This is a genomic window from Desulfovibrio sp. DV (genome assembly GCF_001936595.1).
Lineage (GTDB): Bacteria > Desulfobacterota > Desulfovibrionia > Desulfovibrionales > Desulfovibrionaceae > Solidesulfovibrio.
Genome location: NZ_MLBG01000007.1, coordinates 1 through 20,319 on the forward strand (window position 1 = coordinate 1; position 20,319 = coordinate 20,319).

The 20,319-nt window shown below is 65.2% G+C and carries 19 protein-coding genes; all 19 read right to left on the minus strand.

Annotated features, from left to right (window positions below):
* Window positions 1-10: 10 nt before the first annotated feature.
* Entirely contained in the window at window positions 11-376 is a 366-nt protein-coding gene (locus DVDV_RS03205; RefSeq protein ID WP_254845214.1) for a hypothetical protein, read from the minus strand.
* Window positions 377-517: 141 nt separating this feature from the next.
* On the minus strand, window positions 518-1,981 hold the full coding sequence (locus tag DVDV_RS03210; protein ID WP_075353280.1) for a hypothetical protein: 1,464 nt from the start codon (window positions 1,979-1,981) through the stop codon (window positions 518-520).
* Between the two features lie 26 nt (window positions 1,982-2,007).
* Complete coding sequence (gene gspK, locus DVDV_RS03215) at window positions 2,008-3,015, minus strand: type II secretion system minor pseudopilin GspK (RefSeq protein WP_075353281.1); 1,008 nt, start codon at window positions 3,013-3,015, stop codon at window positions 2,008-2,010.
* The gene (locus tag DVDV_RS03220) at window positions 3,012-3,737 is read right to left on the minus strand and encodes a prepilin-type N-terminal cleavage/methylation domain-containing protein (RefSeq protein ID WP_075353282.1); all 726 of its coding nucleotides are present in this window, start codon (window positions 3,735-3,737) and stop codon (window positions 3,012-3,014) included. Before DVDV_RS03220 ends, gspK begins: the two co-directional genes overlap by 4 nt.
* Window positions 3,734-4,105 carry a type II secretion system protein gene (locus tag DVDV_RS03225; RefSeq protein WP_075353283.1) on the minus strand — a complete coding sequence of 124 codons (372 nt, stop codon included), beginning with the start codon at window positions 4,103-4,105 and terminating at the stop codon, window positions 3,734-3,736. The genes DVDV_RS03220 and DVDV_RS03225 overlap by 4 nt, the downstream gene beginning before the upstream one ends.
* A 3-nt stretch (window positions 4,106-4,108) precedes the next feature.
* A complete protein-coding gene (locus tag DVDV_RS03230) occupies window positions 4,109-4,780 on the minus strand; it encodes a Tfp pilus assembly protein FimT/FimU (protein ID WP_075353284.1) in 672 nt (223 codons plus the stop codon).
* A gap of 16 nt (window positions 4,781-4,796) precedes the next feature.
* Window positions 4,797-5,276: a type II secretion system major pseudopilin GspG gene (gene gspG, locus DVDV_RS03235; RefSeq protein ID WP_075353285.1), complete on the minus strand. Its 480-nt coding sequence runs from the start codon at window positions 5,274-5,276 to the stop codon at window positions 4,797-4,799.
* A 20-nt stretch (window positions 5,277-5,296) separates the two neighbouring features.
* Window positions 5,297-6,526: a type II secretion system F family protein gene (locus DVDV_RS03240; RefSeq protein WP_075353286.1), complete on the minus strand. Its 1,230-nt coding sequence runs from the start codon at window positions 6,524-6,526 to the stop codon at window positions 5,297-5,299.
* 6 nt (window positions 6,527-6,532) lie between these two features.
* Window positions 6,533-7,006, minus strand: coding sequence for a type II secretion system protein N (locus DVDV_RS03245; RefSeq protein ID WP_075353287.1), 474 nt, complete (start codon window positions 7,004-7,006; stop codon window positions 6,533-6,535).
* 25 nt (window positions 7,007-7,031) lie between these two features.
* Window positions 7,032-8,012, minus strand: coding sequence for a tetratricopeptide repeat protein (locus tag DVDV_RS03250; protein ID WP_254845215.1), 981 nt, complete (start codon window positions 8,010-8,012; stop codon window positions 7,032-7,034).
* A 140-nt stretch (window positions 8,013-8,152) separates the two neighbouring features.
* Window positions 8,153-8,602 carry a MarR family winged helix-turn-helix transcriptional regulator gene (locus tag DVDV_RS03255; protein ID WP_075353289.1) on the minus strand — a complete coding sequence of 150 codons (450 nt, stop codon included), beginning with the start codon at window positions 8,600-8,602 and terminating at the stop codon, window positions 8,153-8,155.
* Between the two features lie 69 nt (window positions 8,603-8,671).
* On the minus strand, window positions 8,672-11,821 hold the full coding sequence (locus DVDV_RS03260; RefSeq protein ID WP_075353290.1) for an efflux RND transporter permease subunit: 3,150 nt from the start codon (window positions 11,819-11,821) through the stop codon (window positions 8,672-8,674).
* Window positions 11,818-13,086 (minus strand): efflux RND transporter periplasmic adaptor subunit, encoded by a 1,269-nt coding sequence (locus tag DVDV_RS03265; RefSeq protein ID WP_075353291.1) that lies wholly within the window; start codon window positions 13,084-13,086, stop codon window positions 11,818-11,820. Before DVDV_RS03265 ends, DVDV_RS03260 begins: the two co-directional genes overlap by 4 nt.
* A gap of 68 nt (window positions 13,087-13,154) precedes the next feature.
* A complete protein-coding gene (locus tag DVDV_RS03270) occupies window positions 13,155-14,165 on the minus strand; it encodes a sialate O-acetylesterase (protein ID WP_075353292.1) in 1,011 nt (336 codons plus the stop codon).
* Window positions 14,149-14,742, minus strand: coding sequence for a TetR/AcrR family transcriptional regulator (locus DVDV_RS03275; protein WP_075353293.1), 594 nt, complete (start codon window positions 14,740-14,742; stop codon window positions 14,149-14,151). Before DVDV_RS03275 ends, DVDV_RS03270 begins: the two co-directional genes overlap by 17 nt.
* Before the next feature lie 100 nt (window positions 14,743-14,842).
* Window positions 14,843-15,661, minus strand: coding sequence for a GspE/PulE family protein (locus DVDV_RS23135; RefSeq protein WP_254845216.1), 819 nt, complete (start codon window positions 15,659-15,661; stop codon window positions 14,843-14,845).
* Window positions 15,651-16,664, minus strand: coding sequence for a GspE/PulE family protein (locus tag DVDV_RS23140; protein WP_254845217.1), 1,014 nt, complete (start codon window positions 16,662-16,664; stop codon window positions 15,651-15,653). Before DVDV_RS23140 ends, DVDV_RS23135 begins: the two co-directional genes overlap by 11 nt.
* A 4-nt stretch (window positions 16,665-16,668) precedes the next feature.
* Window positions 16,669-18,705, minus strand: coding sequence for a type II secretion system secretin GspD (gene gspD, locus DVDV_RS03285; protein WP_075353335.1), 2,037 nt, complete (start codon window positions 18,703-18,705; stop codon window positions 16,669-16,671).
* 167 nt (window positions 18,706-18,872) lie between these two features.
* Window positions 18,873-20,303, minus strand: coding sequence for an outer membrane homotrimeric porin (locus DVDV_RS03290; RefSeq protein WP_075353294.1), 1,431 nt, complete (start codon window positions 20,301-20,303; stop codon window positions 18,873-18,875).
* Window positions 20,304-20,319: the final 16 nt, after the last annotated feature.

Genomic DNA, 20,319 nt, shown 5'->3' on the forward strand with positions numbered 1-20,319 from the left:
CGGGGGGGGGTTATCTGGTCTTGTCCGATTGGACGGTCACGGCCACGGACAGGTCGGCGTCAACGCCGCCTTTCTGGGACGGCTGCAAGACGAGCTGTCGGATGCGGATGCCGCGTCCCGGCGATTCCACCTGCTGCACAAAGGCCAGGAACTGGTTCATGCCAAGACCGGTCAGGCGCAGATCGACGGCCATCTCCCGACGTCCGCCGCCAAGTTCGCGATTGGCCGGGCGCATGAATTCGACATTGTTCTTGACGTTTTCCCTGGTGGCCACGTTTTCGACCAGGGAAAAACAGCGAAAATCCTTCCGGCAGCGTCTCGCCGGCCGGGGTTTGGCCGGCGGCAGCCAGTTGTCCGGCCAGTCTTCCGGCTTCATCCCGGGCGCGCCGGGCCTCGGCCAGTCGTTTTTCCCGCACAGCCAGCCCGTCGGCCAGGGGGACGGCCACCCACAGGTACAGCCCCAGGACCAGGGCTGCCCCGCCAGCGGCCAGGAGCAGGGGATGGGGCAACGGCCGCTTCATGGGGCCTGCTCCCGTCCGCCGGCCAGCCGCAGGTCGAGCTGGAATTCCACCTGCTTTTTATCCGGCAGGTTCTTGGCTCCCTTGATCTCCACGGAACGAAACACAGGCACGGCGGACAGACGGCGTTTGACCGCGTCAACCGTGGTGTAGTCGTCGGCCACGGCGTCGATGGTCACCCGGGTGTCGTCGGCGGCAATGCGGCGGGCCTGCACCGTGCCGTTTGCGCCAAGCTCCTGGTGGATGGCGGCCAGCACTTCCAGGATGGAGCCTGTCCCGGTTTGGCCCTGTTCACGGGCCGATGCCGTCAGTTCGGCCAGCCGGCCGCGAAGGACCGAGAGTTTCTGGGAGAGTGTCAGGCCCGCAGCCAGTTCCGGCGCAGCCGCAGCCACGATGGCGCTGGTTTCGTCCAGGGTCCTGGTCAGGGCGGCGTCGAGTCGCCAGTAGGCGGCAACCAGGGCCACAACGCCGCAAAGGGCCAAGAGAACCAGGGAGCCGCCGGCCAGGCCGATGGCCCGGCGCAGGGACGAACGCGACAGGGCCGGGGTCAGGGCGCCGCGCAGAAAATTGGCCGTTCCCGGACCCTTGGCAGCCAACAGGGCCAGACCGTAGGCCGCGGCATAGGCATCGGGCAGGGGCTCGCCCCCGGGCAGGAGCGGCCAGCCGGCACAGGCGGCCAACCGGGTGGGCGGCACGGCCAGAGCCTGTTCCAGGGCGCTGGCGTGGCTTTCGAGGCAGGCTTCGCCGACAAGGGCCAGGGACAGCCCGGCCGGGGATTGCGAGGCCATGGCCGACAGTGTCAGGGCCGCTTCCCGGGCCAGAAACGCGCTGACGCCGGCCGTATCGCCAGCGACGGCCATGGGGGCAGGCAGGCTGCGCCAGGCCAGGGAAGCGCCGTGCAGGCGGCAGACGAAATCGGCCCGGCCATTGAGCAGGCTGACGCACAGGGCGGCCTCGGCTCCGGGCAGCAGGCTGGCCAGGAGGGTGTCGAGGCCGGCCAGATCGAGGCAGGCGGCGCTTGGCGGCAACCCGTGGGCGGTCAGGGCGGCCGTTTGGGCAGTCAGGGCGCTGAGGGGAACGGCCGCAGCCAGGGTCACGGCAGCCGGGGGTGTGGCCAGGGCCGTCGGGGTCCAGCTCAGGGCGGCTTCGGGCAGGGGAGTGGCCAGATAGGGCTCGAATTCCGGGCCAAGGACCAGATCGATCTTGTTTGGCGCTGTAAAGGGAAAGGGCAGGCGGCGCAGGACGGCGTTAGCCCCGTCAAGGCCCAGGATGGTCTGGTCGGCGGGCTGCGCCCCGTCCGGGAGCAGGGAGGCGGCCTGGGCGGCCATGGCCTCGGGAGAAGCGCCTGGCGGCAGGGCGGCACTTGCCGCCAGGGTGACGGCAAGGCGCCCCCGAGTGCGTTCCAGACGCAAAACGTCGAGTGATTCCGGCCGTTGGCACACAGCCAGGATGAATTCCCGCATACAGTCCTTGTGGCACGCCAGGGGCCTTAACGCAACTCCCGATAGAGCACCTTGCAGTTGGGCGTTTGGGCCGACTGCCGGCCCTGGTCCCGCTTGAGCACCGCGTAAAGACGTCTTTGGGCCGCGCCGGAACGTCCCGTGAGTAGCACGGAGAAATACAGGCTCCGGGTGGTCAGGGCTCCCCGGGGCCACTCGACGCCGAGATCCCCGCCGGACTTGCCAAGCCAGCCAAGCGTGTTCAACTCGTCGCGGCGCACCGGATCCCGGCGGTAGGTGTCCAGGGATGCGGCCAGAGAGGCGGCCCGGGCCGAGTCGAGGTTGATGGGCAGGGCGGCCAGGACGGGCAAGGGGGCGGTATTGACGTTGATGAGCCCGCTGCCCCAGATCGTGACCATGGAGAGCAGGCCGGGGCGCGAGTCCCGGCCGTAGAGCAGATCACGGGAAAATCCCCGGACAAGCAGCAGCTCGGCCAGGGTGTCCAGGGAGTTGTTGCGCACGCGGTAGGGCAGGAGGGCTGCGGCGTAGGCGGCATCCTCGCCGCCGCCGTCGCCGGGATTGTCGTCAGGGTCGAGCCAGTCGATCAAGGCGGCGAGGAGGGCTTTGGCTTTGTCGCCTGGCAGGGAAAAGGGTGGGGCGCAGAGCAGGCGCAGGAAAATGCCCTCGAAGACGGCATGGTCCGACAGGCCGGGGTGGAGGCTGTTGACCGGGAATTTGCCGCTTTCATCCTCGATGCGGCCGTCAAGGTGGCCGTCCAGGAACCAGATGCCCGGGTAGGCGGCCAGATCGGGAAAATAGGCCCAGTCCTCGGTCAGATTGTCGGTTTCAAGTTTCTGGCCATCCTGGATGAGAACGGCGGCAGCGGCCAGCAGGCCGGATTCGGCGATGGCCTGGGCCTGCCTGGAGTAGATGCCGCCGTAGGCGCCAAACACTTCGATCTGGGCCGTACGGATGGTCGAAACCGCCAGGGAGGCCAGGAGCGCCACCAGGGCCAGCACAAAAAGGAGCACCGCACCCTGGGGCCCGGACGGCTTCATGACCCCGCTCCCGTCGCATAGGTTTGCGGGGGGAGGGGGAAGCGCAGATCCATGGTCCGGCGTTTGCCGGAAAAGACCGCCGTCCCGGTGAGACGCACCTGGGCGGGCAGGGGGGAGAGGCGGGCGGCATGCCGGGTGCGGCTGTCCCAGGCCGTCTGGGGGGCGGTGGCGGCGCTTTCCAGGAACCGGATGGCGCACTGTTCCAGGGCTCCGATCAGGATGGTTTCGGCTACGGGCATGTGGTCCCGGTCACGCCAACTGAGCGTTGCCAGGGGAATTTCCCGGCGGACAAGCTGGCGGACGTTCCGGTTGGCCCGATCGTTTTCCGGGGGCATACGCAGCACGTACTCCACCCGGTTAAAGGCCTGGGAGGGAAACGGCGCGCCCGGGTCCAGGCTGGCGGCCGTGGCCAGGGAGAGCAGGAGCTGGTCGGACTGCGACGACAGCGAAGCGGCGTCCTGGCCGCCGTAAAAGGCCATGGTTTCGGCCACGTCTTTTTTCTGTACATCGGTCCAGATGGCCGACCCCAGGTCGTTGCCAAGGGCCAGACGCATGATGTCCAGGGTGTCTTCAGCGGCCAGACCGGTCTGGACATCTTCCGACAGGCCCATGACCTGGGTGGTGACGGAATAGGACCCGACCATGACCAGGGCGGCAATGAGCAGGGCCAGGAGCACCTCGACCAGGGTGAACCCGGCCGGCTGGTTGAAACGGGCCGTCACGGCCTGGGCTCCAGCCGCGACAGGCGAACGCTCACGCGCTCAGAACCGACCGGACGCACGGTCACGGAAATCTCTTGCAGCACGGCCCCGGCCGGGCCGGTCACTTCCACGGCAAAGGTGTAGCTTTCGTCCGGGGCGGGGAACGTGCCGTTCCCGCTTTTGAGGTTGCCGCTGCCGGCCAGGAGCAGATCGGCCATCTTGTCCTCGGCCAGCCAGGCGGCGTGTCTGGCCCGGGCCGCCTCCAGGCGCTGGTCCTGCAGGCGCACGAGCCCGGCCAGAATCGAGACCAGGGCAATGGCCAGGATGGCCACGGCCACCAGGGTTTCAAGCAGGGCCTGGCCGCTTGGAGTTCGGGATGGGCGGGGCATGGCTCAGCGTCCCTCCCCGACGGCGGTATCGGCCCAGGGCGGATCGGCCAGTCCCTGTTTCTTTTCAAACCGCGCCTGAGCTGCGTCCAGATCGGCAGTGACCATCTCCACCCGGCAGCCCACCGGGGAAACAGTCAGGGCCGCGTCTGTGCCGTCAGAGCCGGGCAGGCGGATAAAGGCCGGCTGGCACAGGCCTTCGGGGCGCACCACGATGGAGACAACGGCCGGATGGTCAATGGTCCTGCCCCTGGTCACGGCCAGCCGCGGGCGGACGCTCCCGGGCAGCTTTACGGCCGGGATCGTCGGTGCCGCCTTGGGCGTCATGGCCGCGTCAATGGTCGCAGAGGCCGAGGGTGAAGCTGGTTTGGGGCTGTTTGCAGCGGTTTTTTCCCTGGAGACCGGCGTCCGGGCCAGAGGCTTTTGCGGGGCGGTTGGCCCGAGCCGGCATTCCCCCTTGTCCCAGTCGATGTCCACCCGCCAGGGCTGGCCGGTGAGGATGGCCTCGCTCCTGGCCCGGCGCAGCACCCCGGTCAGGATGCGGGCCGCGGATTTTTCCCCTTCCCGGGCCAGCAGCCCGGACAGGCCCGGGAGGGCCAGACCGGCCGATATGCCAAGCACCACCAGGACGATGGTCAGCTCCACCAGGGTGAATCCGGCATGATGACGGGCGGGCAAGGGGAGACGGGTCCTTTTAGCCGCCAAGATCCCAGCTTTTCACGTCGGCATCGACGCCCTCGCCGCCTTCCTGGCTGTCGGCCCCAAGCGAAATAAGATCAAAATCACCGTGTTCACCCGGACAGATGTAGACGTAGTCCTTGCCCCAGGGGTCCTTGGGCATGGTGTCGAGGTAGCCCTTGGCCGGATAGTTCTGCGGCACGCGGCCGATGCTGGGCTTTTCCCGCAAGGCGCGCAGACCCTGCTCGGTGGTGGGGTAGACGCCGTTGTCGAGCTTGTACTGTTTAAGCGCCATGGACAGGCTTTCGATCTGCATCTTGGCCTTGACCACCCGGGCCTTGTCGGGCTGGTCCACGATGCGCGGCAGCACCAGCCCGGCCAGGACGCCGAGGATGACGATGACCACCATGAGTTCGATCAGGGTGAAGCCGGCGCTGGCTGCGCCCCGGCCCGTTGCGGCGGCGCGGCCGCAAGCTCGTATGGCACATGTGGACATGGGGTCTCCTTGGGCGGCATTTAGCCAATTAAGCTGCTCATTTCGAAGATGGGCAGGAGCACGGCCAACACCATAAGGCCCACCATGCCGCCAAGCAACAGGATCATGATGGGTTCAAACAGGGAACTGGCGCTTTTGATGCGGGTGCTGACGTCGTTTTCGAGCATCCGGGCCAGACCGATGAGCAGCTCGCCCAGCCGGCCGCTCTGTTCGCCGGCAGAAACGAGCTGGATGGTGATGGGCGGAAAGATGTCGGCCTCGCGCATGGGATCGGTCAGGCCGCCGCCCTGGCTGGCTTCGTCGCGGATGCGTTCCATGGCCTGCTCAAAGACCACGTTGCCGGATACGGACCCGGCGATGCGCAGGGCAGCCAGCATGGTCACCCCCTGGTTGAGGCAGGTGCCAAGGGTGCGGGCCATGCGGGCGGTGGCCGCGTTTCGGGCGATGGTCCCGACCACGGGCAGGGCCAGGGTCAGGCGGTCCTTTACGGCCCGGCCCCGGCGGGTGCGCAGCAGCCGGTTGGCGCCAAAGGCCAGGCCGGCCATGGCCCCAAGGAGCACCGGCCACCAGGATCGGAAGAAATCGCTGACCGCAATGAGGATGACGGTCGGCAGCGGCAAGGCCCGGCGCAGGTCCACGAAGATGCGGGTGACCTCGGGGATGACGTAGACGAGCAGCAGGCCCATGACCACGATGCCAAACAGGAACATGAAGGCCGGATAGGCCAGGGCGGCCTGGAGCGTCCGGGTCAGGGCCATCTGCCGGTCGAGGTATTCGGCCAGATTGGCCAAAACGATGGGCAACATGCCGGTGGCCTCGGCCGAACGCACCATGCTCACGTAGGTGGGCGGAAAAACCGTCGGGTAGGCGGCCAGGGCGGTGGAAAAGTCCTGGCCCTCGCGGATGCGCTCCAGAATATGGGAAAAGACCCATTTGGCCCGGCCTGAGCGCATCTGTTCAATGAGCGAACCCAGGGCCTTGTCCAGGGGCAGGCCGGCCTCCAGGAGAGTGGCCAGGACCTGGGTCGCGGTCAACAACTCTGCCCGGCCCACCCGGCGGGCAAACAGCGGCACGGACGACGCGGCAGCGGTGCGGGCCGAGGCTCCGGCCCCGGCCGCTTCGGCCAGGGTGCTGACAAACAGGCGCTTGGCCCGCAGAAGCTGTCTGGCCGCCTGGGTGCTCTCGGCCGAGATGATGCCCTGTCTGGTGCGCCCCTTGGCGTCAACGGCGGTGTATTCGTAGACGGGCATGGCGACCTAGGGTTTCATGGACAGGATTTCCTCGCGGCCCTGCCGTTCGAGGATGACGAAATTCCTGCCGATGCTCTTGATCCGGGCGTCCTTGACCGTGGCTCCGACGGCGTAGGGCTTTTGGACCTTGGTGCCCTTGTCGCGCAAAAAGGCCGAACTCAACCGGCCGTCGGCGGACACCACGGTGCCGGCCAGCTCCATGTCGATCTCGGCCGGTTTGGGTGGTTCCTTGGGCTTGTCCTGGCTGCCGGGCAGGGGCTTGAGGCCGAAAACATCATTGGAGAGGATGGTGCGGGTCAGGTCGGCCGGCGTGGCCGGCTTGGCCGCAGGGGGGGGAGCCGTCGCCGTTGCCGCGGTCGAAGACACCGGAGGCGCAGGGGCGGTCGGAAAGATGAAGGTGTGGGCCACAAGCCAAAGCGCCCCGGCCAGGGCGGCAGCGCTTGTCAGCGCCACGAGGCGTTTGAGTCCGGATTCGGTCATAACGTCCGGGGGTGGCCTCTCGGGGTTACTGGCACAGGCCGAAATTGCGGGCTTTTTCCAGATGTCCGCACAGGCCGAGCTGGCAGGCCAGGGCCAGATCGCCGCACCCGTCGCGGGTCATCTGCTGGCGAAGGCGCAGCACGCCCCGGTTGCGGTAGGCCTGGGCAAAGTTGGAACGCAGTCTGGCGGCCCGATCGTAGTCTTCCATGGCCTGGGGATACTGGCCGAGTTTTTCCCGGGCGAGCGCCCGGTTGTAGTAGAGGTCGGCGTCGCTGGGGGACAGGCGCACGGCGGCATCGAGCACCATGGCGGCTTCCTCGTAGCGGCGCAGGGTGATGAGGATGTCGGCCTTGTTGTTGAGCGCCGCAGCGTTGGCCGGGTCCATGGCCACGACCTTGTCGTAATCGGCCATGGCCCGGTCGAATTCGTTTTGGGCCTGATAGGCCAGGGCGCGGTTGAAAAGCGAGGCAACCCCATTTGGCCCGGCCAGTTTGGCGGCAGCGGAAAAATCCGCGCCGGCCTTGTCGTAGTGGCCAAGCGCATAGGAGGCCACGCCCCGGTTGTTGTAGGCCTGGGCCATGCCGGCGTCGATGGTGAGGGCTTCGGTGAAAAGGACCACGGCCTTGTCATAGTCCTGGCGCATGTAGGCGGCAGCGCCGAGGTCGTAGGCGGTCTGGGCGCTTTTGCCGTTGCCGGACCGGGCCTGTTCGAAATCCTTCTGGGCCAGTTCGTATTGGCCCATGCGGTAGTAGGCCTCGCCGCGTTCCTGATAGGCGGCGGACGAGGCATTGCCGGCGGCGATAGCCGGGGAGGTTTTGTGGATGACGTCTGCCGGGTTTTCACCAGCCGATTCCGGGGCGAGGCGCACCGGGGTGACTGGTGGTTTGGCGGTGCATCCGGCCAGCAGGGCGGCCAGAACCGAGGCGGCAGCCAGACCCATACGACAACGGCGCAGCCCATGGCGCATTCGGCGACCCGACAGAAACGGCAAGAAACGATTGGGCATAGTGAATGATTGCCGGCGGGAGGCAGGACCACGGCCGGTATCGTAAGGGGTTGGGGCCAACTGATGCGCCGATGGCAGAATCGTTGTCAGTATGCCCCAAAGCCCGGGGATGGACAAGGCGGTTTTTCCCCGGTGTCCGGCTACAGGCGTTCAAGCATGGTTTTAAGGACCTGGCGGGTGGTCTCCAGGTCCCGGGGGGAGATGCCCCGGGTCAGTTCGCTGCTCAGTTCAAGGCCGGCCCGCAGGGACGCGTCCCAGTTCGGCCGGGCTGTTTCGGTCAGTTCCACCCTTTTAATGCGGCGATCGCTCGGATCGGAGACCCGCCGGGCGATGCCGCATTGTTCCAGCCGATCAAGCAGGCGAACCAGGGTCGGGCCCTCGATGCCCACGGCATCGGCCAGCTCGCGCTGGGTCAGGGCCGCAGGGCCTGCGTCCAGGCGACGGATGACGGCCCACATGGCGCAGGACAACCCCAAGGGGCGCAGCCGTTCATCCAGGCGGGATCGCCAAGCCCTGGCCACGTCGTTAAGGGCCACAGGGATGGATTCGGGAGCACTGTCGGGAGCGGCGGCTGAAGGAGAATGGGCCATGATGGAAACTCCTTGCACGACGCGCGTCGCGACATACCGCGCGCTTGGCATGTATCAGATATGCAATGATTAGCCTGCTTTTGTCTCCTTAGCAATACGTTTTCCCATAAAACGACTCAATCCTGCTCCCGCGCCCATGATGAGCTTGAAAAAGACCGGGATGAAAAAGGGCGCGATAATGGTGGCCCCGAGCATCCCGCCGATGACGCCGGTACCGATGGCGTGGCGGCTGTTGGCCCCGGCTCCGGTGGAGATGGCCAGCGGCAGACAGCCGAGGATAAAGGCCAGGGAGGTCATGATGATGGGGCGAAAGCGCAGCATCGAGGCCGACAGGGCCGCCTCGGCCAGGGTTTTGCCGGCCTTGACCTCAAGCACGGCGAATTCCACGATGAGGATGGCGTTTTTGGCTGCCAGGCCAATCAGCGTCACCAGGGCGATCTGGAAGTAGATGTCGTTACTGAGCGCGCGGCCGTAGACGGCGGCAATGGCTCCGAACAGGGCAAAGGGCACGGCCAGGACCACGGCAAAGGGCAGGCTCCAGCGTTCGTACTGGGCGGCCAGGATCAGGATGACCATGACGATGCCCATGGCAAAGACCACGGTCGATGAGCCTTGGGCTGCTTTTTCCTGGTAGGCCGAGCCGGTCCAGGCCAGGGTGTAGTCCGAGGGCAGCACCTTGGCCGCCGCCTGCTCCATGGCGGCCAGGGCCTCGCCCGAGGTATGGCCCGGGGCGGGCTGGCCCATGATCTTGGCCGCCGGGAACACGTTGAAGCGCTCCATGACCTCGGGGCCGGTGGACTTTTCGATGGTGGCCAGGGCGGTTAGGGGAATCATTTCGCCTTTGCTGGAGCGCACGAATACGTCGCGCAGATCCTCGGGGCGGTCGCGGAAATCCGCTTCGGACTGGATCTGGACCTTGAAGGTCCGGCCGAATTTATTGAAGTCGTTGACGTAGTAGGCACCGAACGTGGCCTGCATGGCGTCATAGACGTCGCTTATGGCGACGCCCAGCGCCTTGGCCTTGGCGCGGTCGAGGTCGATGCGAAGCTGGGGCACGTTGGCCCCGAAGGTGGTGGCCACGCGGCCGAGCACCGGGTTTTTTGAGGCCTCGGCCACCAGCTTGTCGGTCATGGCGGCCAGGGCCTTGACGTCGCCTTCGCCACGGCTTTGCAGATAGGCGTCGAAGCCGCCGGTATTGGACATGCCGGAGATGGCCGGCGGATTAAAGGCCAGCGTCAGGCTCTTGGGCAGGGCCATGCCCCGGCCGAAGATGCGCTTGACCACGTCAAAGGAGGACAGTCCCGGGGCCTCGCGTTCGCCCCAGGGTTTGAGCGGCATAAAGGTTGTGCCGTAGTTGGAGCGGTAGGTGAAGCTCAAGAGATCCAGACCGTTGATGGCGATGACGTCTTTGGTCGAAGGATCCTTCATGTTCATCGCGTCCATGGCGTCGCCAATGGCTTCGGTGGCGCGAAGCGACGTGCCGTCGGGCAGGATGTTGACGGCAATGACATAGCCCTGGTCTTCGTCCGGGACAAGTCCGCCCGGCACCTGCTTAAACAGCCAGCCCGTGGCCAGGCACAGTCCGGCAAAGAGCAGAATGGCGACAAAGCTGCGGCGCAGCAAAAAGGCCACGCCGGCGCCATAGACCCGGGTCAGGCCGTCAAAGGCCCGGTTAAAGGCCCGAAACAGGCGATTGGGCTCCTGGTGGCCGGCTTTGAGCAGGCTCGCGCACAAGGCCGGCGTCAGGGTCAGGGCCACCAGGCCGGAGATGGCCACGGAGACGGCGATGGTGATGGCGAACTGCTTGTACATCTGGCCGGTGAGTCCGCCGAGGAAGGCGACAGGGATGAACACGGCGCAAAGGACCAGCACAATGGCCACAATCGGTCCGGTCACTTCCTCCATGGCCTTGGCCGTGGCTTCCTTGGGCGGGAGCTTCTGGGTGGTCATGATGCGTTCGACGTTTTCAAGCACCACGATGGCATCGTCCACGACGATGCCGATGGCCAGGACCATGCCAAAGAGCGTCAGGGTGTTGATGGTAAAGCCGAGCGCCTGCATTCCGGCAAAGGTGCCGATGATCGACACCGGCACGGCCAGACAGGGGATGAGCGTGGCCCGGAAGTTTTGCAGGAAGATATAAACCACCAGAAAGACCAGGACCATGGCTTCGACGAGGGTATGGATGACCTCCTTGATGGAGACGCGCACAAAGGTGGTGGTATCAAGTGGCACCGAATAGGTGACGCCGTCGGGGAACCGTTTGGACAGTTCGGCCAGCTTGGCTGTCACCAGATCGGCCGTGTCCAGCGCGTTGGCCCCTGGGGCAAGGAAGATGCCGATGTTGACGGTCGGGCTGCCGTTGCGTTTGGAAATGGAGTTATAGTCTTTGGCCCCCAGTTCGACGCGGGCCACATCTTTTAAGTGCAGGAGCGACCCGTCGGGCAGGGCGCGCAAAATGATGTCGCCAAAATCCTCAGGGGTCATGAGCCGCCCCTGGGTGGTCACCATATAGTTGAGCGCCACAGGGTGATCGGGGTTTGTCGGCTCGGCCCCGACACGGCCGGCGGCGAACTGGGCGTTTTGTTCGGTGATGGCTGCGGCCACGTCCGCCGGCGTCAGCTTGACCTGGGCCAGCTTGTCCGGGCGCAGCCACACCCGCATGGAATAGTCCTTGGCTCCGAAGATGGAGGCATCACCGACGCCGGGCAGGCGCTTGAGCTCATCTAAGACGTTGACCAGGACGTAGTTGCTGATAAAGACCGAATCGTACCGGCCGGTGGGTGAGTCGAAACCAACGATCTGGAGGATGTTGGAGGATTTCTTGGTAACGGTAACGCCCTGGCGTCGGACCTCGGCGGGCAGGGTGGTCTGGGCGGCCTGGACGCGGTTGTTGACGTTGATCGTGTTCTGGTCGGGGTTGGTGCCCACGGCAAAGGTCACGGTGATTGACAGCGAGCCGTCGCCGGAACTCGTCGAGCGCATGTAGAGCATGTTGTCGACGCCGTTTATCTGCTGCTCAAGCGGCGCGGCCACGGTTGCGGCGATGACCTCGGGGCTGGCCCCGGGGTAGACGGCCGTGACGTTGACTTCCGGCGGAATGATGTCGGGAAATTGGGCAATGGGCAGGTTTCGAATCGCCGCCAGACCCGCCAGCACGATGACCAGCGAGATGACGATGGAGAAAACCGGACGGCCCAGGAAGAAGCGTGAAATCATGAACGGGCCTCCTTGCCCTCGACCTTTGCAGCCTCGCCGGTCTTGGTAGTGGCGTCGGAAGCCCCGCCGCCGGCCGGCTCGGCCTTGGCCGCCGGGGCCGGGGTGTCGCCGCGCACCGTGACGGTCATGCCGGGACGGACCTTGATGACCCCTTCGGCCACGATGCGCTCACCCGGCTCCAGACCTTTTTCAACAAGATAGGTGTTGCCGACCGTCTCGCCGAGGACCACCGGACGCGGGGCAATCTGGTTCTTGTCGTCCACGGTCCAGACCATGGCCCCCTGCTGGGTGTTGAGCACAGCCCCCTGGGGAATGGCCAGCACGTCCTTGTAGCGAGCCCCTTCCAGGCGCACCCGCACGAACTGCCCGGGCAGCACCAGCCCGTCGGGGTTGGCGAACTCGGCCCGGACCTTGACCACGCCCGTGGTGGAATCCACTTGCGTGTCGGTGAAGTTGATGCGGCCGGTGTCCGGATAATCCACGCCGTCAGGCATGGTCAGGCGCACGCCGAAGTCGTTGCCGCCAGTGATGACCACCTTGCCCTCGGCCCGCAGCTTGCGCAGCTTCATCATCTCCGGACCGGACATGGAGAAGTTGACGTAGATCGGATCGACCCGGGAAATGGTGGTCAAAAGGCTGGCGTCGGTGTTGGTGGTGACCAGGCTGCCCTCGGACCGGGTTTCCTTGCTGGTCATGCCGGAAATGGGGGCCGTGACCTTGGTCCATTCGAGGTTGAGCGAGGCTTCCCGGAGCTTGCCCCGGGCCGTTTCCACGGCGGAAGTGGTGGATTCCAGGGTGGTCTTGGCGTCGTCGTTGTCCTTTTTGGCCACCACATCGCCCTTGTAGAGCGTCGCCATGCGTTCGGCATCGCGCTTGGCCTGGGCCAAACTGGCCTCAGCCTGGCCAAGGGCCCCCTTGGCCTGCTCCAGGGCGGCCTGATAGGGTGCCGGGTCGATCTCGAACATGAGTTCGCCCTGGCGCACCCGGGAACCTTCCTCATAGTTGCGGCGCAGCAAAATGCCGCCAACCCGGGCCCGCACCTCGACCTCGCGCGAACCGGCGGTCTGGCCCATGTAGGCCATCTCCAGGGGGATGTCGGCCCGGGCCACGGTGTGGGCCACGATCTCGGGCGGTGGCGGTGCGCCAGCCCCGGCCTCCTGGCCGGAACTGTCCGTGGCGCAGCCGGACAGGGCGGCCACAAGGGCCAGGGGAAGGCAAAGGGCCGCAGTGCGGCGGAGTGTCTGGGCTAAAACGGATGCGGACATGGCAACCTCCAAAACAGGTAGCCGCTCCGAATGTCGGAGCGGGAATGCGGCACAATCGCGGCCAGTGTTCATTGCACCACCTGGCCCGGGCCGTCGCCCCGGGCCAGAAGCGGCATCCAGGCGGCGGCAAAACGGTCAGCGGCCTTGGCGGTGAAATGGTAGCCGTCGTTGCGGTCAAACCAGGGGACGAGCAAATCGGTGTTGGGTCCGGAAAAGACGTTCCGGGCCGGGTTGGCAACCTCGGTCTGGGCCGCGGTCAGGGCCGGGCAGGACCGGTAGCAGGCCGGATCGCTGTGGTCGGAACACCCGGGGTCGAGATACAGCGAGGCCCTGGCCACGAGAATGTCGCTGGCCTCGCCGACGCGCTGGCGTATCTGGGCGATCACGGCCTCAAGCAGGGCGCGGTAGTCGCGCGCGTCCAGGCCCAGGGCGCAGTCAGCCTCGCCCTGGTGGAAAAGGATATGGGTGGGGGGCAGGCCCTGGGCGATGAGGTCGTCCAGGGTGGCCAGGAGCAAGGGGTTGAGCGTGCCGCCCGGTCCCCAGTTGAGGATGGAGGAACCACCCCGGGCGATGTCGGCGAAAACGACGGTGTCGTACAGGCCGCTGGCCACCACCCGGTCACCCAGACGCGGCCAGGTGCTGCCCTTGGTTCCGGTTGCACCGGGCAGGGCGTCATGGGCCTTCTGGCAGGTCCCGCCGAAAAAGGCGTAGACCGGCTGTCTGGAATCATAGCCCGGGTCAACCGTGTTGGAGGCGTTGGACTGGCCAAAGACCAGGGCCACCATGGTGCGCCCCACGGCCAGGGTGGCGCAGTCTCCGGCCGGCTCCCCGGCCGGTCCGGGGAAGACGGCCAATTCGCCGGTTTCGGGCAACACCGGCACGCGCCCGGCATAGCGGGCCTGGATGGCGTCCGGCGAAAGGACTTCAAGGGCCCCCGCCCCGTCTGCAGAAGGATGCACGGCCAAAAGCGCCAGGGCCGCCAGACCGGCAACACTCAGCGTCAGGCGGTGCACCCGGTTGGAGGGAGGGGTTAACGGCTGTTCACTTGCAGGGCCAAGAAAATTACGCGGCAACGGCATGGGCAAACAACTCCCAATTGGCTGTGGTCTGGCGGGGCATATCCAGGTCTTCCGGCGTTCTGGCCTGGATCATCGCTGGCATGGCAATGAGGCCGATAAAGTTCACAAATATTTCTTCAGGCCGTACATCGGTGCGTATCTCACCACTTTTTTGGGCTGCATGAATGAGGTCGATGATTATCTCACGCAAAAGCTTGTGGTGTTTGAGCTTCAGGTCGCGGAGTTGCGTTTCTTCAAACCACAGGACATCGGATAAAAAGACGACTGGCAGTGCACAATAACGATTGACCAGGGCCATAGAGGAAAAATAAAGGCGGCGTATGGCATCCAAGGGGCTTGATGCTTCAGCTTTTGCCTGGCGTATATTGGCCATGAAGAATTCCTGGTGTTCTTCAATAATGGCCTTGAGGATTGCAGCCTTGTTTTTATAATGCCGGTACAGGGCGGCGGCCGAGATGCCGACGGCGTCGGCCACCCGGCGCACGGTAACAGCACCGATCCCCTGGCTGACGACAATGGCCAGGGCGGCTTCGGCGATCTGTTCGCGGCGCAGGGGGGAATCAAGGCGTTCAGTCATGGGGAGGAAGTTAACACCGGTTTACAAACTGTCAAGAAGGATGCCTCGGCTGGCGGCGGGAGATAAAACGGGCTGGCTGCGCTGTCAAGAGGCTTGGCCGTCAGACCACCGTGGCCCGAATGACTTCTTCGATAGTCGTGATTCCGTTGAGGATTTTTTCCAGCCCGTCCTCACGCAGGGTGGTCATGCCCGACGCGATGGCCTTGGCCCGGAGCCGGCCGGCCTCGGAACTGTGCAGGATAAGATCGGCCATGGCTTCGTCGATGACCAGCAATTCGTGGATGGAGGTGCGGCCGCGAAAGCCGGTGTGGATACACTGGGGACAGCCCTTGGCCCGCCAGATGGTGCGCCCGGCCAGTCGGGCGGCGGCCGGGCCGAAGGGGAGCAGATCGTCGTCGCTTGGGACAAAGGCCTCCCGGCAATGCGGGCACAGGACGCGCACCAGCCGCTGGGCCACAAGCGCCCGCACCACCGAACAGACCATGTAGGCTTCGATGCCCATATCGACCATGCGGGTGATGGCCGAGGCGGCGTCGTTGGTGTGCAGGGTGGAAAAGACGAGGTGGCCGGTCAGCGCCGCCTGGCAGGCGATCTGGGCGGTTTCGGCATCGCGGATTTCGCCGACCAGGATGACATCCGGGTCCTGGCGCAAAATCGAGCGCAGCCCGCCGGCAAAGGTCAGGTCGATCTTGGCGTTGACCTGCATCTGGCCGACACCTTCGATCTGGTATTCCACCGGGTCCTCAATGGTCAGGATGTTTTTGTCCGAGGAATTGATGTGGTTGATGATGGCGTAGAGGGTGGTGGATTTGCCGGAGCCGGTCGGGCCGGTAACCAAAATGATGCCGTGGGGCAGGGTGACCAGGGTTTTAAGCCGGGTAAAGTGGGCCGGCGACAGGCCCAGTTCCTCAAGGCTCAAGATGCGGCTGATTTTTTTCGAGCAGGCGCAGCACCAACCGCTCGCCGAACTTGGTGGGAAAGACCGAGACGCGGATGTCCACGTTGCGGTTGCCAAGCCGGATGTCGAAACTGCCGTCCTGGGGCAGGCGGCGTTCGGCGATGTCGAGCTTGGAGCGGATCTTGACGTGGGAAACCACCGGCGGATGCCAGCGCTTGTCCAGGGTCTTGATGTCGTAGAGCACGCCGTCGAGGCGAAAGCGGATCTTGAGCGAATTTTGGTACGGCTCGATATGGATGTCGCTGCACAGGTCGCGCACGGCCTGGGTGAGGAGCTGGTTGACGAGCCGGATGACCGGGGCGTTGGAGGTCTCGTCCAGGAGATCCTCGGTGGACATGTTCTCCGGCGGCGGCCCCATGAAATCATCCAGGCTGACGTCGCCCAGCCGCGTTTCCCCATCGGCCTCGGCCTGGCCAAAGGCGTGGTTGATGGCGGCCAGGATGGTCTCGGGCAGGGCCAGGGCCGGTTCGAGGTCGGGCGCGCCAAGCATCCGGCGCACGTCGTCGGCCAGTTCCGGGGAAAAGGGATCGGCCAGGGCCAGGACAAGCCGGCCGTTGTTGTCGGTGAAGGGCACGGCCAGATTGCGCTTGAGATAGGCAAAGGGCAGGGCGCGCAGCCGTTCGGCGTCGGCATCGCTGACGGGTATGGTTTCGAGATAGGGCAGGCCAAGCGCCTTGGCCAGGGCACAGGCCGCCAGGGCCGGGTCGGCCTTGTGCACTTCGGCCAGCCGGCGAAAGGGGTTGTGGCCGCTTCGGGCGGCTTCGGCAAAGACGTCTTCCAGGGCGGCCACGGTGAGCCCCAGGGTTTCGGCCACCGGTTCCAGGAGCACCGGGCGCGGCAGGCAGGGAGCCGGGGCCAGGCCCGGACCGCGCTCGCGGCCGGTGCCGGCCGGCAGGCGGCACAGGGCGGCCAGACGGTCCCCGATGCGTTTGGGGACAAGGCTCCCGGGCAGGGTCAGGGCCATGGAATCAGCTGCCGGCTCCGGCGGCAAAAAAGACAGGGGCCTTGCGGATCGGTTTGGACAGCTCTTCCTCGTTGAATTCGATCTGGCGTTCGATCTCCATCTTCTTGGCGTGCAGGATCTGGCTGCTCTCAACTCCCGGCGAGGTGATGCGCGGGGTGATGAAGACATAGAGATTGGTGCGTTGGTCGTTGACCGACTTGTTTTTAAAAAGCCAGCCGAGGACCGGGACGTCGCCCAGGCCCGGGACCTTGCTGTTGCCTTCGCTGCGGCTTTTGCCGATGAGCCCGGAGAGCACGATGGTCTCGGCGTTTTGGCACATCACCGTGGTCTCGGTGACGCGCTTGCGGGTGGTCGGCTGCAGGGTACCCGTTTCCTGGGTCACGGTTTCATCGATGCGGCTGGTTTCCTGCTTGATCTTGAGCTTGATGGAGTCGCCTTCGTTTATCTGCGGCGTGACCTTGAGGGTTGTGCCGACGTCTTTGTAGTCAAAGCGCTGGTAGGGGCGGTCGGTGGTGGACTGGCCCACATCCTGGCTGGTCAGGTAGGGCCGGTTCTCGGCCACGGTGATAGTGGCTTCCTCGTTGTCGAGGGTCATCAACTGGGGCGTGGCGATGATGTTGAAGCTGTTGTCGGACTTGGAGGCGTTGACCATGGCCTGGAGGTTGGAATAGACGACCTCGCCGATCTTGACCGGGAAGGCCAGTGCGCCAAGCGATCCGCCGGCCGGGGGGACAAAGGCCCCGGAGGAATTGTACAGGGATTCGTAGCCGGACGGATTGGACGAACCGTAAATGAGGCCGCCGTACTTGCTGTCGCCAAGACCGGACTGCTTGTTGGCCACGTTTAAGTTGACGCCAAAAGACACGGACTTGTCGGTGGAGACTTCCATGATCAGGGCCTCGACGTAGACCTGCTTGCGTGGGGCGTCGAGCTTTTTGACCACCTGGTCGACAAAGGCGAAATCTTCCGGGGCAGCGGTGACGAGGAGGCTGTTGGTGGATTTGTCGGCCACGAAATTAAAGCCACCGGAGATGGTGGGGGCCTGCGCCTTGGCCGCGTCTCCCGAGGCGCTGCTGCCCTTGGTGAACAGTTCGTTTAAGACCTTGCTCAGGTTTTCCGAGTCGGCGTGCTGGAGCTTGTAGACGTGCAGATTGCCCTGTTCCATGGGATTGGGCACGTCCAGGCGGGTCAGCAGCGATTTGATCTGGGTGACGTACTGCGGTTCGGCCAGAACGATGACCGCGTTGGTGCGTTCTTCGGGGACCACGCTGATCTTGGCTCCGCCGCCTTCCTTGGTGGCGGCCTGGGTCAGCAGCTTTTCGATCTTTTGGGACAGTTTGGCGGCCGAGGCGTGCTTGAGGGGAAAGAGATAGAGGGAGGCCTTGGCCGAGGCCAGATCGAGCTGGTCCACGATGCCGATGACGCGCTGGATGTTGGGGCGGTAGTCGGTGATGATGAGCGTATTGGTGTCGGGAAAATCGGCCAACATGCCGTCCGGGGAGACCAGCGGGGCGAGGACCTTGCGCAGTTCCGGGGAGCGGATGTTTTTGAGCGGCACAATCTGCGTCATCATGCTGTCGTTGGGCGAGGCCACGGTTTCGCGGCCCTCGATAAGCGGCATGCTACGGGCCCGGCTGGTCTTGGCCGGCACGATCTTGACGAAGTTCTCGGTGGGCAGGGCGGTGTAGCCGTTGACCTCGAGCACCGACTCGAAAACCCTGTAGACCTCGGGCACGGACAAGGGTTTGGGGGAAATGACCGTGACATTGCCCTTGACCGCGTCGTCGATGACGAAATTTTTGCCGGTAACCTGGCTTATGTATTTGATAAAAGCGCGCAGATCCACGCCGTCGAAATTGATGCTGATGGTCTTGGCCGATTCGTCTTCCGGAGTTGCCTCAGGCGCGTTCGGGACTGCAGCCTGGGCCGATGCCGGCCGGGCCTGCCCCAGGAGGGCCAGCCAGAGGAAACAACCGGCCAGGAGCAGGGCCAGGGCGCATCCGGCCGGTGCCGGGAACGGGAAAGAGCGGGGACGCGTCATGGCGGCACCTTGGAGATGGCGGTCATTGATGGACAGGCGGGGGCGGGAGGCCGGAGAACCGAGGCAACACACCCAGCAGCTCTGGGTGGCCGGCGCGCCCTGGATGCCTGGACGCTTCATAGCACGGCGGCTGTGAAGCGTCCAGGGCGGGTCTCGGTCAGGCCGGCCTAGAAGGTATACAGGAAGCCAAGGGAGGTCATCCAGGCGTCGTTGGCCTGATTGGTCATGCGATGGCCCCAGATGCTGGTCTTGAGGCCCTGGGGCGAGGCAAAGCCGGTCTGGAGCGTCAGGGACAGGGCTTCGGTGATGGCGTAGCTGTGGTCGAAGTTGACGCCGAGCACCCATTCGCCCTCGGCCAGATTGCGGCCCATGGTGACGTACTCGCCCGGACCGCCGGTTGCGGCCACGGCTTTGCGCAGGCCGGCCGGGCTGTTGCGTCCGGCAATGGCAGCCAGGGTCAGCCGGCTCTTGAGCGCTTCGATAAAGGAAATGTCGCGGATGGCGATGGTCGCGCCCCAGGTGCCGGTGGGGTCGATGGCCATGGAGTTGTTGGCGAATTCCTGGTCGCAGTCAAACAGGAACGAGGTGCCGGGCCCCCACTTGGGCGTGATGACCGGCAGGCGCTCGCTGCCGTTGGACAGGCTCGAATCCTCGCCGCTGGCAAACCAGCCGAACAGGCCGGGCGTGGCCCAGTCAAGGCCGGTGTAAGTCAGGCCGGCGTCGAAGAAGTAGCCCTCGCGACGGTTGCGGGAGCGGTCGGAACCGGCGGCGTTGCCGTAGATGCCGTCGAAATAGAGGTTCACCGGGTCCAGGGCCGTGACGGACAGGGCCAGGCCGGTCCACCACATGGGATTCTGGTTGTCCTTGTAGCCGGTGGGATCGAGATAGCTGCCGGCCGAGCGCAGTCCGGTGGCGAAATAGCCTTCGGGATCGGAATCCTTGCCGTAGACGCCGACCAGGGCCCAGGGGGCGACGTCAAAGCCTTCGACCGTGATGGGCAGGGCCAGACGGTAGACGTCGAAGGTGTCCCCGACCTGGGTGGTGGTGGGCTGGTAGGTGCGGTAGGCGTCAAGCAGCCGGCCGTAGGCGGCCTCAATGGCCAGGGTGTCCTCGATGATCGGGAGTTTCACGAACAGGGCGGCGCTGGACTGGTCGCCGTCGTCGGCGGCCAGCACGATGCTGTCGTAAAAGACCGAGGCATGGGGCACGGAAAAGGGCTGGTAGCCGGCGGTCACTTCGATGTCGGTGCCGGGCCATTTGAACTGGAGATAGGCCAGATAGGGTTCGATGGCCACTTGCGGGTTGGCGGCAGTGAGATAGCCCGACCCCCAGGTTTCATCATCAACGCGCATCCCGAAGCGGAATTTGAGGTTTTCGTTGGCCACAAAATCTGTGCGCAGCCGCAGCCGCTGCCAGATGGTGGTGCGGTCTTCGGTCTGGGTTCCGGTTTCATTCCAGCCGGTAAAGTTGCGGTTGGCGAAAAAAACGCCGTACACCCGGGCGTCTCCGGCCATTTTCACTTCAGTGGCCGCGTGGGTCGGGACTGCCGCAGTGGCCAGCACGACCAGGGCCAGCAGCAGTAAAACCGTTTTTCGCATGATCCGTTACTCCTTC